This window comes from Bradyrhizobium arachidis, from assembly GCF_015291705.1.
In the GTDB taxonomy this organism is placed as follows: domain Bacteria; phylum Pseudomonadota; class Alphaproteobacteria; order Rhizobiales; family Xanthobacteraceae; genus Bradyrhizobium; species Bradyrhizobium arachidis.
Genome location: NZ_CP030050.1, coordinates 9,790,395 through 9,806,007, shown reverse-complemented (window position 1 = coordinate 9,806,007; position 15,613 = coordinate 9,790,395). Strand labels below are relative to the sequence as shown.

The 15,613-nt window shown below is 62.7% G+C and carries 14 protein-coding genes; 7 read left to right on the top strand and 7 right to left on the bottom strand.

Annotated elements, in window-relative coordinates; all coding sequences use genetic code 11:
• Positions 1 to 97: 97 nt before the first annotated feature.
• Positions 98 to 1,420: an ActS/PrrB/RegB family redox-sensitive histidine kinase gene (locus WN72_RS46200; RefSeq protein ID WP_027563302.1), complete on the bottom strand. Its 1,323-nt coding sequence runs from the start codon at positions 1,418 to 1,420 to the stop codon at positions 98 to 100.
• A gap of 105 nt (positions 1,421 to 1,525) precedes the next feature.
• Here WN72_RS46200 and WN72_RS46195 point away from each other — a divergent pair, with 105 nt between their 5' ends.
• The 4 genes from WN72_RS46195 (at position 1,526) to WN72_RS46180 (ending at position 5,960) form a co-directional block, all read left to right on the top strand.
• Complete coding sequence (locus tag WN72_RS46195) at positions 1,526 to 2,326, top strand: ABC transporter ATP-binding protein (protein ID WP_092212390.1); 801 nt, start codon at positions 1,526 to 1,528, stop codon at positions 2,324 to 2,326.
• Positions 2,327 to 2,543: 217 nt separating this feature from the next.
• A complete protein-coding gene (locus WN72_RS46190; RefSeq protein WP_092211897.1) occupies positions 2,544 to 3,362 on the top strand; it encodes an ABC transporter permease in 819 nt (272 codons plus the stop codon).
• A 121-nt stretch (positions 3,363 to 3,483) separates the two neighbouring features.
• Positions 3,484 to 4,809, top strand: a complete 1,326-nt coding sequence (locus WN72_RS46185) for a polyhydroxyalkanoate depolymerase (protein ID WP_092212391.1) — start codon at positions 3,484 to 3,486, stop codon at positions 4,807 to 4,809.
• Positions 4,810 to 5,120: 311 nt separating this feature from the next.
• Positions 5,121 to 5,960, top strand: coding sequence for a M48 family metallopeptidase (locus WN72_RS46180; protein WP_027563298.1), 840 nt, complete (start codon positions 5,121 to 5,123; stop codon positions 5,958 to 5,960).
• Positions 5,961 to 6,117: 157 nt separating this feature from the next.
• Here WN72_RS46180 and WN72_RS46175 read toward each other — a convergent pair whose 3' ends face one another.
• A complete protein-coding gene (locus tag WN72_RS46175) occupies positions 6,118 to 6,777 on the bottom strand; it encodes a hypothetical protein (RefSeq protein WP_027563297.1) in 660 nt (219 codons plus the stop codon).
• A 479-nt stretch (positions 6,778 to 7,256) separates the two neighbouring features.
• Positions 7,257 to 9,479: a transglycosylase domain-containing protein gene (locus WN72_RS46170; protein WP_092211899.1), complete on the bottom strand. Its 2,223-nt coding sequence runs from the start codon at positions 9,477 to 9,479 to the stop codon at positions 7,257 to 7,259.
• Positions 9,480 to 9,646: 167 nt separating this feature from the next.
• Here WN72_RS46170 and WN72_RS46165 point away from each other — a divergent pair, with 167 nt between their 5' ends.
• Positions 9,647 to 10,072, top strand: a complete 426-nt coding sequence (locus tag WN72_RS46165; RefSeq protein ID WP_092211901.1) for a DUF1330 domain-containing protein — start codon at positions 9,647 to 9,649, stop codon at positions 10,070 to 10,072.
• A gap of 157 nt (positions 10,073 to 10,229) precedes the next feature.
• On the opposite strand, the gene WN72_RS46160 is transcribed toward WN72_RS46165, so the two are convergent.
• The 3 genes from WN72_RS46160 to WN72_RS46150 form a co-directional block, all read right to left on the bottom strand.
• Positions 10,230 to 11,456, bottom strand: coding sequence for an ABC transporter substrate-binding protein (locus tag WN72_RS46160; RefSeq protein WP_167380570.1), 1,227 nt, complete (start codon positions 11,454 to 11,456; stop codon positions 10,230 to 10,232).
• A 248-nt stretch (positions 11,457 to 11,704) separates the two neighbouring features.
• Positions 11,705 to 12,931 (bottom strand): ABC transporter substrate-binding protein, encoded by a 1,227-nt coding sequence (locus WN72_RS46155; protein WP_027563293.1) that lies wholly within the window; start codon positions 12,929 to 12,931, stop codon positions 11,705 to 11,707.
• A gap of 150 nt (positions 12,932 to 13,081) precedes the next feature.
• Complete coding sequence (locus WN72_RS46150) at positions 13,082 to 13,438, bottom strand: DUF1304 domain-containing protein (protein ID WP_181411744.1); 357 nt, start codon at positions 13,436 to 13,438, stop codon at positions 13,082 to 13,084.
• Between the two features lie 98 nt (positions 13,439 to 13,536).
• On the opposite strand from WN72_RS46150, the gene WN72_RS46145 reads away from it, so the two are divergent.
• Positions 13,537 to 14,067, top strand: a complete 531-nt coding sequence (locus tag WN72_RS46145) for a methylated-DNA--[protein]-cysteine S-methyltransferase (RefSeq protein WP_092211905.1) — start codon at positions 13,537 to 13,539, stop codon at positions 14,065 to 14,067.
• 82 nt (positions 14,068 to 14,149) lie between these two features.
• Here WN72_RS46145 and WN72_RS46140 read toward each other — a convergent pair whose 3' ends face one another.
• On the bottom strand, positions 14,150 to 14,518 hold the full coding sequence (locus WN72_RS46140) for a nuclear transport factor 2 family protein (RefSeq protein ID WP_027563290.1): 369 nt from the start codon (positions 14,516 to 14,518) through the stop codon (positions 14,150 to 14,152).
• A 165-nt stretch (positions 14,519 to 14,683) separates the two neighbouring features.
• Between WN72_RS46140 and WN72_RS46135 the strand changes: the two genes are divergently transcribed.
• A complete protein-coding gene (locus WN72_RS46135; RefSeq protein WP_430640351.1) occupies positions 14,684 to 15,586 on the top strand; it encodes a LysR family transcriptional regulator in 903 nt (300 codons plus the stop codon).
• Positions 15,587 to 15,613: the final 27 nt, after the last annotated feature.

The following is a 15,613-nucleotide window of genomic DNA, read 5'->3' as shown; positions in this document are numbered from 1 at the left end:
GTCCTCTCTCCAGCGCGTCTACATATGGCGTCGCAATCGGGCGGTGCCAAGGCCGCCTATAGTCGATCGGCCCTGCTGTGCGACCCTAGGTCGCGGTCTATCCTATTGTTTCTTCGAGCGTCTCGATAGCCTCAAAACGCTCTCGCGGCCACGTGACTTGCACCACTGCACCGTGTTCCGGGAAGGTCCGGTTGGTAAACGAGACCTTGGCGCCGGTACGTTCCAGCAGCGTGCGCGCGATGAACACGCCAAGCCCGAGGCCGCGCCGCTCGCCGCCGACGTCATCGACGGTGCGCCGCCGCGACAGATAGGGCTCGCCGATCCTGTTAAGGATATCGGGGGGAATGCCGGGGCCGTCGTCGGAGATCACGAGCTCGATCGCGTCCTTGTTCCACCAGGCATTGACCTCGACGGTGGTGTGGGCGAAATCGACCGCGTTCTCGACGATGTTGCCGACGCCGTAGAGGATCGCCGGATTGCGCGAGCCGACCGGCTCGGCGGCGGCCGTCACCGCGATCCGCACCTTGATCTCGACACCGAAATCGCGGTGCGGGGCCACCACTTCCTCGATCAGCTCGGACAGCTTCATGCGGTCGAACGGCGCGCCGGTGGAGGAGAGCTGGGTGATCTTGCTCAATATGTCGCGGCAGCGCTGGGTCTGCTCGCGCAGCGTCTTCAAATCGGCGGCAAAGACCGGATCCTTCACGGTCTTTTCCAATTCGCGCGAGATCAGGAAGATGGTCGCGAGCGGCGTGCCGAGCTCGTGCGCGGCGGCGGCGGCAAGGCCATCGAGCTGGGTCAGATGCTGCTCGCGCGTCAGCACCAGCTCGGTCGCGGCCAGCGCGTCCGCAAGCTTGCGCGCCTCCTCGGTCACCTGGAACGAATAGAGGCTGGTGACGCCGATCGCGAGCACGATCGAGAGCCAGACGCCGACGAGATAGATCGGCGGCAGCACCAGGGGATCGTCGGAATCCCAGGGCAGCGGAAAATGGAAGAAGAACAGGATCGATGCGCAGGCAACGGCCAGGAGGCCGAGGCCGAAGGTGAAGCGGGCCGGCAGCGCGGTCGCCGAGATCAGCACCGGCGCGAGGAAAAGGAACGAGAACGGGTTCTGCAGTCCGCCGGTGAAGAACAATAGCCCGGCCAGCTCCACGATGTTCAGCGCGAGCAGCCCGGCCGCCTGCATCGGCTCCAGCCGCTGCATCGGATTGGCCGCGGTCTGGAGTCCCAGATTGAGCGCCGCCGACAGGGCGATGATGCTGACGCAGGGGACGATCTCGACGTTGAACTCCAGCCCCTGCGCCACGATAAAGATCGCGGCGAGCTGGCCGAGCACGGCGAGCCAGCGCAGCCGCAGGATCGTGTCGAGCCGGATATGCCGCTGCGCGGGGCGGAAGCCGGAAGCGGCGATTTCGGTCATATCGGCCAATGTGGCGGTGCCTTCTCGATCACAAGCGCAGGGCTGGCGGAACCACCGGATTACAAGCCTTGCGCTATCCGCTGCAATAGCAGAAGAACGGCCAGCATGACCGAGAATGGCAAGGCTTCAAGTCGGCCGACTGTCGCGGAGCACAGCTCCCCGGCGATTGCGGTCGATCATCTGGTCAAGGTCTACAAGCAGACCCGCGCCGTCGACGACATCTCCTTTTCGCTGCCGCGCGGCAGCATCACCGGGCTGCTCGGCGGCAACGGCGCCGGCAAGACCACGACCATCGCGATGATCATGGGCCTGGTGCTGCCGACCTCCGGCCGCGTGCAGGTGCTCGGTCATGAGATGCCCGAGGAGAGCGCGGCCGTGCTGGGGCGGATGAATTTCGAGAGCCCCTATGTCGACATGCCGATGCGGCTCACGGTACGCCAGAACCTGACAGTTTTCGGCAAGCTGTACGCAGTCAAGCATCTCTCGGATCGCATCGCAAAACTCGCCGACGATCTCGACCTCACCGATTTCATCGATCGCGCCAACGGCAAACTCTCCGCCGGGCAGAAGACCCGCGTCGCGCTGGCAAAGGCGCTGATCAACCAGCCCGAATTGCTGCTGCTGGACGAGCCGACCGCCTCGCTCGATCCCGATACCGCCGACTGGGTGCGGGCGCATCTTATGAGCTATCGCAAGGAAAACAACGCCACCATCCTTTTGGCCTCGCACAACATGCTCGAGGTCGAACGACTCTGCGACCGCGTCATCATCATGAAGCGCGGCCGCATCGAGGACGACGACACGCCGGAGGCCATCATGGCTCGCTACAACCGCACCACGCTGGAGGAGGTGTTTCTGGACGTCGCGCGCGGCCGCGTGAACGGCGCGAAGGAGGCGGCGAGGTGAGGGGTAGCCGTATTCGTTTGTCATTCCGGGGCGCGCGGAGCGCGAGCCCGGAATCCATAACCACAGGCGATGGTTGTGGGGCGAGATTGGCAACTCCGAGTCTTCGCCAAATTCAATCCTGTGGTTATGGATCCTCAGATGCGCAATTGCGCATCATAGCTCGCGACTACGTCGCGCCACGGGATGACAGATTTCATCCGGGCTACACGGTGCCGTTATGACCGAGCTCTCCCTCCACCGCGGCATCTCCGCCCACCGCATCGGCGCGATGATCCTGCGCTACTGGTACCTGCTGCTGTCGTCCTGGCCGCGGCTGCTCGAGCTGCTGTACTGGCCGGCGCTCCAGGTCATCACCTGGGGCTTCATCCAGTATTACATCGCGCAGAACGCCAGCTTCTTCGCCCGCGCCGGCGGCACGCTGATCGGCGCCGTGATCCTCTGGGACATCCTGTTCCGCGGCCAGCTCGGCTTCTCCATCTCCTTCCTGGAGGAGATGTGGGCGCGCAATCTCGGCAACCTCATGATGAGCCCGCTGAAACCAATCGAGTTTCTGCTGTCGCTGATGATCATGAGCCTGATCCGGCTCGCCATCGGCGTCATTCCGATGACGCTGCTGGCGCTGTTCCTATTTCACTTCAACGTCTACGCCCTCGGCCTGCCGCTGATCGCCTTCTTCTGCAATCTGATCTTCACCAGCTGGTCGGTCGGCATCTTCGTTTCCGGCCTGGTCGTACGAAACGGCCTCGGCGCGGAGAGCATCGTCTGGACCTTGATGTTCGCGATCATGCCGCTGGCCTGCGTCTACTATCCCGTCAGCGTGCTGCCGGTCTGGCTGCAATATGTCGCCTGGGCGCTGCCGCCGACCTACGTGTTCGAAGGGATGCGCGCGCTGCTGATCGAGAACACCTTTAGGAGCGATCTGATGCTGGATGCGTTGCTCATCAACGCGGTGCTTCTGGTCGCTTCTTTTGGGGCATTCCTTGCCCTTTTGCGCAGCGCCAAAAAGCACGGCTCGCTGCTCTCGGCCGGTGAATAACGTCACTTTCTCGTGGATTCAGGCTGATTTAGCGCTGGCGGCTCCGTAGATGTACGGAAGCATGCATTGACGCAATATTACGCATTCGGCAGTATGCTGCGATGCGAAGAGGAATATGACGATGCCTATTGGTGAGTTCGGCGGCGCGCCGCCCCTGGCTGCAGAAGGCAGTCCGGTCCTGACGACGCCGATGTACTGGATGTACGAGATGGCACAGGCCTCTCTCAATCCGGCGCGTGCGGTCACCGATGCGACCAAGCTGCTGTTTCAGAATCCCCTCAATCCCTGGGCGCGCACCGAGGTCGGCAAGTCCGTTGCCGCCGCCTGCGAATTGTTCGAACGCACCACGCGCCGCTACGGCAAGCCGGAATGGGGCCTCGACGACACCGAGGTCAACGGCATCCGCGTCCCCGTCGAGGTCCGCTCGGTCTGGGAAAAGCCGTTCTGCAAGCTGCTCTACTTCGATCGCAAGTTCGCCCGTCCGCTGCGCAGCCCGCAGCCGCGCGTGCTGATCGTCGCGCCGATGTCCGGCCACTATGCGACCCTGCTTCGCGGCACGGTCGAGGCCTTCCTGCCGGCGCATGAAGTCTACATCACCGATTGGGCCGATGCACGCATGGTGCCGCTCAGCGAAGGCTTCGATCTCGACGATTACATCGACTATGTCATCGAGATGCTGCACGTCCTCGGCGGCAACACCCATGTGATGGCGGTGTGCCAGCCCTCCGTGCCTGTTGTCGCGGCCGTCTCGATCATGGAAGCGCGGCGCGATCCCTTCGTGCCGACCTCGATGACGCTGATGGGCGGCCCGATCGACACCCGCCGCAATCCGACCGCGGTGAACAAGCTCGCGCAGGAGCGCGGCATCGACTGGTTCCGCAACACCGTCATCACCAAGGTGCCGTTCCCGCATCCGGGCATGATGCGCGACGTCTATCCGGGCTTCCTCCAGCTCAACGGGTTCATCAGCATGAACCTCGACCGGCACATGGACGCCCACAAGCGTCTGTTCGCCAACCTCGTGAAGGGCGACGGCGACCTCGTCGACAAGCACCGCGACTTCTACGACGAATATCTCGCGGTGATGGATCTCTCCGCCGAGTATTACCTCCAGACCGTCGACACCGTGTTCGTGAAGCACTCGCTGCCGAAGGGCGAGATGACCCATCGTGGAACGCGCGTCGATCCCTCCAAGGTCACCCGCGTCGCGTTGATGACGGTCGAAGGCGAGAACGACGACATCTCCGGGCTCGGTCAGACCGAAGCGACGCACACTTTGTGCAGCTCGATCCCCGATCATCGCCGCGTTCATTACGTCCAGAAGGGTGTTGGACATTACGGCGTGTTCAACGGATCGCGATTCAAGTCGGAAATCGTTCCGCGCATTCATGACTTCATGGTCTCGGCGGCGAATCCGACCTCGTTGCAGGCTCTCGCGGCCGAGTAACAGCGTTTTCGAGCGAAGTGGCGACCGGTTCGCGTAAAGAAAACGCGTCAAAAGAAGAATCTAGAGCCGTTCCGATTACATCGGGGCGGCTCTAGGCGCGATTTCGGCTTTCCCGTCGAAATTTCAGGTCCTCCCGGAGGCTTCGGGAGGGCTTGGTTCCCGCCAGATTCGAGGTATTTAGGTAGCGCTGTAGGAGTGAGTCCGTCCTCACATCTTGGGGGTGCCGCATGCGTCCGGCGGGGGCGAAAAAAGCGGGTTCCAACCCCAGTCTGTAGGGTCTCCCGGACGTCAGACCCCTGTATATTGGGCAAATGATTTGTTTTTGCGCCGAGCGCTTTCCCTGGCGGCGGTTATGGCAGAATCCGGGCGAACTCCTGCTCCCCGGACTCACAGACATGGCCACACGCGCGCTCCTCTATCGGCGGCCCCACGAACCAAAGACCCTCGTCATCACCCATGGATCGCAATTCTTTGCGATTCGCCTGCGCAGACATCGCCGAGCGCGCCGTTACACGCTCAGAATTCATCCGAGCGACCGCGAAGCCATCCTCACCATGCCGCCGCGCGGCACACTCGCTGAGGCGAAGGACTTTGCGTCGCGTCACGGCGCGTGGATCGCGGCACGCCTCGGCCGTCTGCCGAAGGCTGCGCCGTTCCAACCTGGCACAGTGATACCGCTTCGCGGCACGCCCCATCGCATCGTTCATCGCGCCGGTCAGCGCGGCACGGTGTGGACCGAGATGCGCGACAGCGGTGAACGCATTCTCTGCGTCGCCGGCGGGCTCGACCATGTCGATCGCCGCGTCGGCGACTTCCTCAAGCGCGAGGCGCGCCGCGATCTGCAGCGCTCGGCGGAAACCTATGCCGACGAACTCGGCGTCAGGGTGAAGCGGCTTTCGATCCGCGATCAGTCCAGCCGTTGGGGCTCCTGCACCTCGGCGGGCTCGCTGTCGTTCTCCTGGCGCCTGATCCTCGCGCCGCCCTTCGTGCTCGACTATCTCGCCGCCCACGAGGTCGCCCATCTCGTCGAGATGAACCACTCGGCGCGGTTCTGGCGGGTCTGCGGCAGGATCTGCCCGTCAATGGAGCGCGCCAAGAAGTGGCTCGATACGCACGGCAACGACCTGCACCGGTACGGGGCCGAGGATTAGGGCTCGCCGCCAGCGTCTTGGAAGGTGTCATCGCCCGCGAAAGCGGGCGATCCAGTATTCCAGAGGCCGTTCTTGTTAAGCCCAGACGCCGCAGCGTACTGGATTCCCCGCTTTCGCGGGGAATGACAGCGAAGAGTGCGGCGGCATCAAGCAACCTTCACGCACTGAAATCCGCACTCGTCCCCGCCTGCGCGCGTGACGCCGCATACGACGATTGCTGCTGCGCTGTCGCCTTCTGCCCCTCCGCCAGCATCGCCTGGAACGCGGCGTCGAGTTGCTCGCGGCTATAGGTCGTGGACTTGCTTTCACGCGGCGTCCACTGCGATTGCGTGATGGCGGTGGGCGCCTTTTCGACGGTGCCGCCAAGCCGCTCGGCGTATTGGTCGGCCCTCCATTGCGCCAGATCCGGCCCGCTCAAACCGGGAGGATCCTCGAGCTTGCCGATCTTGGCGGCCGCCTGGTTTGTCATCGCCGAAGACCCGGCATTGTACAGCGTGGCGACCACTTTGCCGTCGACCTTGACCTGAGCATAAACGTTCTCCGGTGCATTGTCGGGGACGGACGATTCAGGCGCACTGGTCTCGTGGGAGATCAGCCAGTGCGTTGCCATGAGGTCGCGCAGGAACGGATCATCCGCCGCCGAGATCGGCTTGGCACCTGTCAGCGGCTTGACCTGCGAGACGTCGATCCGGAAGCCCCCGGTCGCAGCGTCACTCGCATCCGGTACCACCGGCTGGAGACCCGATGTCGCGCTCGACGTGGACGTTGACGCAGGCCGCAGCTGAGGCAACGCGCCGTTGGATACACCTGAAATCATGGAACGCTCTCCTGTACTCGCACAACCTGTGAGAGCAAATCCCGGGCCGCTGACGGGCGCTTGAAGAGATTGGTGTTTTTGCTTTTAGGGAGCTGCGGCCCCGCGGAGAATCTTGCCGCGCTAGGCAGGACTTGCCGAAGCGGCAGCGGGGAGGCGCGGGCTGCCAGCCCAGCAAACAAGGTCATCGCCCGCGAAAGCGGGCGATCCAGTATTCCGCGACGGCAGTGATTGAATCGAGGAGCCGCGGCGTACTGGATTCCCCGCCTGCGCGGGGAATGACAGCAGAGGACGAGGTGACGTCCGCGCGCCTTGCTCGATTCTCGCCACACTCCGCGACCCTTGCGCGAGACGCGTCATTTGCCCCGTCGCTTCAAGCGCTTCGCACCATCCACCGCGCACAGCGCCTGATATCACCACCTACTGTGCATGGGGTTGTTTTCGCAGTTCGGTTTCGAGGCCTCGATGACCCCAGGCCGAAGCTACCGATTCCCGCCGAACAGCCGGTCCATCAGCCAGCCATCCAGGCCCGCGGCTGCCTCCGGCCGCACATTGGCGCGCGTCGGCGGTGGCGGGCGATAGCCGCCATTGCTGACTGGCGCCGGTGCAAGTCCAGGCGCGGCCGGTGTCGGCGGCGAGATCTGCGAGGCCGCTTGCGCAAGGTTCGAGAGGCCCCAGCTAGCTTGCGAGTTTGGCAAGGCCGCCACCGGCACGCCCTCATGCGCCGTCTTCATGAAGCGCGACCAGACCTCCACCGGCAGGCCGCCGCCGGTCGCCTTCTTGGTCGGCGAGTTGTCGTCATTGCCGAGCCAGACGCCGGTGACGAGGCTCGCGGTGTAACCGATGAACCAGGCGTCGCGGTAATCCTGGCTGGTGCCGGTCTTGCCGGCGGCCGGCCAGCCCGGGATCTCCGCCTTCTTTGCGGTGCCTGATATCAGCGTCTCCCGCATCATCGCGTTCATCATGCCGACATAGCGGGGATCGATCACCTGATTGCGCTCGTCCGGCTGGCGCATGTAGAGCAGCTTGCCGCTGAGCGTCCTGATCCGCGTCACGACATGCGGCGTCACCGCGAAGCCGCCATTGGCGAACGGCGCATAGGCGCCGACCAGCTCGACCACCGAGACTTCCGACGTGCCAAGCGCGATCGAGGCGTTGGGCTCGAGCTTGGAGGAGATGCCGAGCCGGTGCGCGGTGCGCACCACGTTCTTCGGCCCGACCTCGAGGCCGAGGCGGATCGCGACCGTGTTGAGCGACATCGCCAGCGCCTGGGTCAGCGTCACCGCGCCGAAATATTCATGGGTGTAGTTCTCGGGCTTCCAGCCCTTGACCTCGATCGGCGCGTCCTGGCGGACGGTGTCGGGCGTCAGGCCCTGCTCGAGCGCGGTCAGATACACGAACGGCTTGAACGAGGAGCCCGGCTGGCGCTTCGCCGTGACCGCGCGGTTGTACTGGCTCTCGGAATAGTTCCGCCCGCCGACCATGGCGCGCACCGCGCCATCGGGCGTCATCGCCACCAGCGCGCCCTGGCTGACATTGAACTTCACGCTCTTGGCTGCGAGCTCGTCGATGATGGCGGCTTCGGCGACGCTCTGCAGCTTCGGATCGATCGTGGTCTCGACCTTGATGCTCTCGTCGATCTGCCCGACCAGATCGTCCAGCACCTCGCCGATCCAGTCGGCGACGTAATTGACCGTGCCGGCGCCGGCCGGCTTCACATTGTAGGAGGGATGGCCGATCGAGGCCTGCGCCTGTGCGTCGGTGATGAACTTCGCATCCGCCATCGCCGCGAGCACGATTTGCGCGCGCGCTTCGGCGCCTTCGGGGTTGCGGTTCGGGGCGAGGCGCGAGGGCGATTTGACGAGACCGGCCAGCATCGCGGCTTCCGCGACCGTGACGTTCTTCGCCGACTTGCCGAAATACTTTTGCGCGGCAGCTTCGACGCCGTAGGCGCCGGAGCCGAAATAGACGCGGTTCAGATAAAGTTCCAGGATCTCGTTCTTGGAGTGCTTGCGCTCCAGCCAGATCGCCAGCTCCGCCTCCTGCAGCTTGCGCTGCATGGTCCGCTCCTGGGTCAGGAACAGGTTTTTCGCCAGCTGCTGCGTCAGGGTCGAGCCGCCCTGCGACACGCCGCGATGGAGCACGTTGGTGACGAGGGCGCGCAGGATGCCGATCGGGTCGATGCCGAAATGCGAATAGAAGCGGCGGTCCTCGATGGCGATGAACGCCTTCGGCAGATAAGGCGGCAGATCCTTCAGCGCGACATTGGCGCCGGCCATCTCGCCGCGCTGCGCCAGCATGCTGCCGTCGATGCCGACGATCTGGATCGTCGGCGGGCGCTTGGGGATTTCCAGCGACTGGATCGGCGGCAGATGGGCGCCGACATAGATCACGACGCCGATCACGGCGATCACGCCCCACAGGCTCAACACCGCGCCCCAATAGATGAGACGGCCGAGGCCGAACCCTCCGCGCGACTTCGACCTTCGCTTGGCGCCGCTGCGGCTTGGCTGAGCCTTCCGCTCGCGCGGCGGCTCCTCGTCGGGCTCGTCGGCTTTGCGCTTGGCGGATGATTTCGTGGACTTCTTCGGCGTGTCGTCGCCGCCGGGGATGCGGTCCGCGGCCGTCAGGCGCAGATCGGCGAGCGCCGCGGGCAAGCCGAACAACGGCTCCTTCCGCCCACCCTTCTTCTTTCCCCACGCCATACGCAAAACGCCCGGTCAGACCGCCCCGCCGCACGCTAGCGGTCGCTGTTTAAGGCCCGGTTACCCCGGCGTTAACGCGCGATTAGGAGATGCGGCATTCGCCCGCCGCAGTTCCGCTTCCGAGGCGTGGGAGTTAGGATCGAATGCATAAAGAAGAGGGAGTTCGCATGGGCCACATCGATCCGACCAAGGAGATCTTTGCGCAGTTCCGGGACAATGACCGCCCGGGCCCGATCCACATGCTCAACCTGGTGCGCCTGCGCAAAGAAGCCGCCTATCCTGATGGCCGCAAGGCGAGCGGCGCTGAGGCCTATGCCGCCTATGGCCGCGAGAGCGGCCCGGTGTTCGAACGCCTCGGCGGCCGCATCGTCTGGCAGGGCCGGTTCGAGCTGATGCTGATCGGCCCGCAGGAGGAACGCTGGGACCATTGCTTCATCGCGGAATATCCGAGCGTCGCCGCCTTCGTCGAGATGATCCGCGATCCCGTCTATCGCGAGGCGGTGAAGCACAGGCAGGCGGCGGTGGAGGACTCGCGGCTGATCCGGCACGCCGTGCTGCCGGTCGGGAAGAATTTTGGGGAGATACCGACTTGATTGCGGCGGAGCGAATCTCCACCGTCATGGCCGGGCTTGACCCGGCCATCCACGCCTTCGTGTTCAATCATTCCGGGGCGGCTCGGAGAGCAGAACCCGGAATCTCGAGATTCCGGGTTCGATGCTGTCGCATCGCCCCGGAATGACAGCGAGAGAACTAACCCGCCGGACCCGCATCCTCTAGGATCGGGCCGAACAGCTCCCAGCGCTCGCCGCTGAACTTCATCATCTGAAGCTGCTTGTTGACGCGGTAGTCGGTCGGCGAGGTGTTGGCCTTGATGCCGGGCAGCGCGGTGTCGCTCGTGACGTCCTTCAGCGAGGCCGCCTGCTTCATGACGTTCTCGCGCGTCAGATCGTCACCGCACTGCTTCAGCACATGCACCAGCAGCTGCGCCGTGCTGTAGCCGTAGGTGTTGAAGTTCGAGTCCTTGTCGCCGTCGGGATAGTACTTCGCCATGAAGTCGAAATACCTCTTCAGGCCGGGATCATCCTTCCAGGTCGGATCGAGCGGTTCCTTGCCGTAGTTGACGCTGATGAGGCCCTTGGCGGCCTCGAGGCCGGCCGGCTTCAGCACCGCGCCGACGGAGGTCGCGTTGATGTCGACGATCTGCACTGGATGCCAGCCCATTTCGGCGATCTTCTTGATCGCCTGCGCGGCCTGCTTCGGCGTGGTCGCGCTGAAGAACAGATCGGCGCCGGCGTCCTTGATCTTGAGGATCTGCGAATCGACGGTCGGATCGGAGACCTCGTAGGAGGCTTCGGTCACGATCATCTTGGCGGCCTTGTCGCCGAGGCCGGCCTTGAGGCCGTTCAGATAATCCTTACCGAGGTCGTCGTTCTGATAGAGCACACCGATCTTGGCGTTCGGATGCTCCTTGAGAATGTACTGGCCGTAGATGCGGCCTTCGACGAAGTAGTTCGGATTGAAGCCCATGGTCCACGGAAAGTTCTTCGGATCAGTGAACCGCGAGGCACCGGTCGCCGCGAACAGCTGCGGCACCTTCTTGGCATTGAGATATTTCTGCACCGCTGCGTTCACGGGCGTGCCGATGATCTGGAAGGTCAGCAGCACCTCGTCGCTCTCGACCAGCTTGCGGATCTGCTCCACGGCTTTCGGCGGCGAATAGGCGTCGTCGTATTGAATCAGGTTGATCTTGCGGCCGTTGATGCCGCCCTGGTCGTTGATCATCTTGAAATAGGCGGCCTGGGTCTTGCCGATCGACGAATAGGCCGACGCCGGTCCCGAAAACGGCATGGTCTGCCCGACCTTGATCTCGGTGTCGCTGGCGCCCGGATCATATTTCTTCTGGGCACTGGCCGCAGAGATCGACAGCGCGAGGGTCAGCGCCGTTGCCGTGGCCAGATGCAGTACTCCATTCCTCATTCGCAATTTCCTCAATTTGTTATTGCAGGTGATCTGACCGGCGTGCACTCGCGCGTCGGACGTCACCGCTGAGGGCGAGTGTGGAGGAGGCGTTGTTGCGACGCAAGGTGGGGGAGGGCACGCAGTTCGTAGGGTGGGTTAGCCTTGCGGCTGCGCGAAGCGCAGTCCGCTGGGCGTAACCCACCACTTCTGCTTCCGCAGATCGAAATAGGGTGGGTTACGCTTCGCTAACCCACCCTACGTCATCGCTAACCCGACGGGCCCGTGTCCTCGATGATCGGTCCGAACAGCTCCCAGCGTTCGCCGTTGAACTTCATCATCTGCATCTGCTTGTTGACGCGATAGTCGTTCGGCCCGGTGTTGATCTTGATGCCGGGCAGCGCGAAGCTCGGAGTGAAGTCCTTGATGTTGGCGACCTGCTTCATCACGTTCTCGCGCGACAGGTCGTCGCCGCATTGCTTCAGCACCTGGGTCAGCAGCTCGGCGACCGAATAGGCATAGGTGTTGACCGTGTTGAGCTTGTCGCCCTCAGGGAAATACTTGTCCATGAAGGCGAAGAACGCTTTCACGCCCGGATCGTCCTTCCACTGGGGATCGCTGGGCTCCTTGCCATACTGGGTGGAGATGATGCCCTTGGAGATGTCGAGGCCGGCCGGCTTGAGGGTCGCTGAGATCGGGCTCGCATTGATGTCGAGGATATGCACGGGGTTCCAGCCGAGCTCGGCCACCTTCTTGATGGCTTGCGCCGCGAACTTCGGTGTCGAGGCATCGTAGAAAAGGTCGGCGCCCATCGACTTCAGTTTCACTACCTGCGAGTCCACCGTCGGATCGGTGACCTCGTAGGACACCTCGCCGACGATCATGCTGGCGGCCTTGTCGCCGAGGCCGCTCTTGAGCCCCGCGAGATAATCGCGGCCCATGTCGTCGTTCTGGTAGAGCACGCCGATCTTGGCGTTGGGATGCTCCTTGAGAATGTACTTGGCGTAGATGCGTCCCTCGGACACGTAGTTGGGGTTATAGGCGATGGTCCAGGGATAGTTCTGCGGGTCGTTGAAGCGGGCAGCGCCGGTCGAGGCGAGCAGCTGCGGGATCTTCTTGCCGTTGAGATATTTCTGCACGGCGGCATTGGCGGCCGTGCCGATGATCTGGAAGGTGAACAACACCTCGTCGCCTTCGACGAGCTTGCGCACCTGCTCGACGGTCTTCGGCGGCGAATAGGCGTCGTCATACTGGATGAGATTGATCTTGCGGCCGTTGATGCCGCCCTGATCGTTGATCATCTTGAAGTAGGCGGCCTGCGTCTTGCCGATGTTGGCGTAGACGGAGTAGGGGCCGGAGAACGGCACGGTCTGGCCGATCTTGATCTCGGTGTCGCTCGCACCGGTGTCATATTTCTTCTGGGCGAGAGCTTGGGTGGCGGAGAACGCGAAGGCGAGCGCCGCCGTGGCAGCTAGATAGGCTCTGCGAGTCTTCATGTTGGGATGTTCCTCCTGACGGAATTTTCCGGCCGACGGTCTTTTTCCCGTTGATTGCAACGGTCGCCATCGCTGCCGGAGAGTGTGGAGGAACGCGAGGTGCCGCGCAAGGATCGCGGCGCTGCGTTGTAGCGTCTCAGGTCAGGACTATTAAGCCAGGAACAATGCAGCCAGCGCGATCGCCGCCGGCAGCGCCTGCACGATCAGGATGCGCGTGCTGACGGTCGCCGCACCATAGGCGCCCGCCACGACCACGCAGAGCAGGAAGAACACCTTGATCTGGAACGCGAACGCGGGATTGCCGTGGACCAGACCCCAGATCAGGCCGGCGACGAGGAAACCGTTATAGAGCCCCTGGTTGGCAGCGAGCACCTTCGTGATCTCGGCCTTCTCAGGCGTATTGCGAAACACCTTCAGACCCGTCGGCTTGGTCCAGAGGAACATCTCCAGGACCAGGAAATAAGCGTGCAGTGCGGCGACCAGCGCCACCAGGACATTGGCGATCAGAATCAAGGTGAGCTCCCCCAAAGCGTCAGCTTTCGGGTGGACGTTAGCACGGCCGCCATGGCAAACGCGACGCTGTGTTTCGACGCCATGGTGCCGCAATGCCCGCTCGATCAACCAGACCGTCTGTAAGCTTCCGCCTCGATCGCCTGCCGACACCGATTGGGATCGCGCTACTCGTCACCGATGCCGAGGGCAATCTTCGTGCGCTCGATTGGGAGGATTACGAGCACCGCATGCGCGAGCTGTTGCGCCTGCATTACGGCGCGGTGGATCTGACCGATCAGCCTGCGCCCGCACCGATTCGGACAGCGCTGTCGCGCTATTTCGAAGGCGATCTCGGTCAGCTCTCGGGCATCGCGTGGCGGATCGCCGGGACGCCGTTCCAGCAGAAGGTCTGGACCGCGCTGGCAAAGATCCCGGCCGGCACGACGATGAGCTACGGCGCGATGGCCGCCAGGATCGAGATGCCGAAGGCCATTCGCGCCGTCGGCCACGCCAACGGCTCCAACCCGATCAGCGTGGTTCTGCCGTGCCACCGCCTAATCGGCGCGGATGGTTCACTGGTGAAATATGGCGGCGGGCTGGAGCGGAAGAGGTGGCTGCTGCGGCATGAAGGGGTGGAGGTCTGAGAGCCCGTTTCAGAATGTGTTGAGTGAACCGTGCCTACGACCGCACCGGCATCGTGGACACAGCCCGCCATACCCGAATCCGTCAGACTTTTGAGGTCATCACTTTCTGCACTATTTTCCAGGTCCCGTTCACCTTCAAGCATGACAACAGGTCCGTGAAGGAACGCGGCGGAATGCGCAATCTGATTTTCAAAAGCGCAAGCTCTCTTTCAACGTCTATTGATAGGATCTGATCTTCTCGCTCGAAGCCCAGTTGCTTCGGAGCCTTCGTGTTGCGGACCACTGCTAGCCATGACGCAATCGGCGTCACGCCCACGTTGCCGTCCTCGGCGACTTTTGTCACGGAACTCGAGGGGTGAAATATGGATGCAAATTTTTCAGCATCCATTTCATAGGCAGCATCGAAATAGGTCTGCGCAAGGGAGCGCAAGGCGGGAACGTCCGTATCCATTGTCATCCTCAAAGCTGTCGCATCGAACTCATTGGTGCGGCCCGGCGTCTACCTGCCTCGCAGAAAGCTGCGGCAGGTCGTCTCCGTGCTCGCGCAAAACCTACGGCAAGCTAACTTATGAGAATAGACGTCTTGAATGGCATGATCTCATGAGTGATATTCATGATGATGACAAACGAAATGAACGATCTCGCCACGTTTGCAATTGTGGCCCGTGAACGAAGCTTTACACGCGCTGCGATAAAACTGGGTGTGTCTCAGTCTGCTTTGAGCCATACGATCCGGAGGCTTGAGCAACGGCTTGAGCTGCGGCTGCTCGCTCGAACTACCAAGAGCGTTTCGCCCACCGCCGCGGGGGCAGCGCTCCTGGAAGACTTGTCTCCGGCGCTCGAGCAAATTCGTCATGCTCTCGACAAAGCCCGGAGCATTCGGCACCGACCCGAAGGTCGCCTTCGAATTGTAATGTCGCGATCAGCTGCGGTGATGGTCTTGTTGCCGCGGCTCAGAGTTTTCGCTGAGGCCTACCCTGGCATCATTCTGGACGTTGTCACGGTCACTGGCCCCGTGGACCTCGTTGCAGGCGAGTTCGATGCGGGTATCCAGCTCGGCGAGTACATTCAAAAGGACATGATCGCGGTTCGTGTCACGCCCGAACTGCGATTGGCGGTTGTGGGGTCGCCACGATATTTCGCTTCACGACGCCCCCCCGAAAAGCCAAAAGATCTCAACGATCATCGGTGCATTACCCTGCGTCTTGCCGGCGGTCCATATCGGTGGGAGTTTGAGCAAGGTCGAAAGTCGGTCACGATCAACGTCAACGGCCCACTGATAATTGACGATACTCATCTGGTGATTCAGGCAGCGCTCGCTGGAGTTGGTATCGGGCTCGCCTATGAAGAGCAGGTCGCCGGATATATTGCGAAGGGCCGCCTTGTTCGGGTGCTGGAGGATTGGACGCCGCCAATTCCCGGCTTCTTCATGTATTATTCCAGTCGCCAGCATCAACCAGCCGCGCTGTCAGCACTGGTGAAAGCGCTACGGCACTCCGAACAAAAGCCGGCACGATGATTGGTAAGCGGTCTGGGCCCCTTAGCC

Coding starts and splice junctions, on each gene's coding strand:
- WN72_RS46200 (WP_027563302.1), bottom strand. CDS start 1,420: ATGACCGAAATCGCCGCTTCCGGCTTCCGCCCCGCGCAGCGGCATATC.
- WN72_RS46195 (WP_092212390.1), top strand. CDS start 1,526: ATGACCGAGAATGGCAAGGCTTCAAGTCGGCCGACTGTCGCGGAGCAC.
- WN72_RS46190 (WP_092211897.1), top strand. CDS start 2,544: ATGACCGAGCTCTCCCTCCACCGCGGCATCTCCGCCCACCGCATCGGC.
- WN72_RS46185 (WP_092212391.1), top strand. CDS start 3,484: ATGCCTATTGGTGAGTTCGGCGGCGCGCCGCCCCTGGCTGCAGAAGGC.
- WN72_RS46180 (WP_027563298.1), top strand. CDS start 5,121: ATGATTTGTTTTTGCGCCGAGCGCTTTCCCTGGCGGCGGTTATGGCAG.
- WN72_RS46175 (WP_027563297.1), bottom strand. CDS start 6,777: ATGATTTCAGGTGTATCCAACGGCGCGTTGCCTCAGCTGCGGCCTGCG.
- WN72_RS46170 (WP_092211899.1), bottom strand. CDS start 9,479: ATGGCGTGGGGAAAGAAGAAGGGTGGGCGGAAGGAGCCGTTGTTCGGC.
- WN72_RS46165 (WP_092211901.1), top strand. CDS start 9,647: ATGGGCCACATCGATCCGACCAAGGAGATCTTTGCGCAGTTCCGGGAC.
- WN72_RS46160 (WP_167380570.1), bottom strand. CDS start 11,456: ATGAGGAATGGAGTACTGCATCTGGCCACGGCAACGGCGCTGACCCTC.
- WN72_RS46155 (WP_027563293.1), bottom strand. CDS start 12,931: ATGAAGACTCGCAGAGCCTATCTAGCTGCCACGGCGGCGCTCGCCTTC.
- WN72_RS46145 (WP_092211905.1), top strand. CDS start 13,537: ATGCCCGCTCGATCAACCAGACCGTCTGTAAGCTTCCGCCTCGATCGC.
- WN72_RS46140 (WP_027563290.1), bottom strand. CDS start 14,518: ATGGATACGGACGTTCCCGCCTTGCGCTCCCTTGCGCAGACCTATTTC.
- WN72_RS46135 (WP_430640351.1), top strand. CDS start 14,684: ATGATGACAAACGAAATGAACGATCTCGCCACGTTTGCAATTGTGGCC.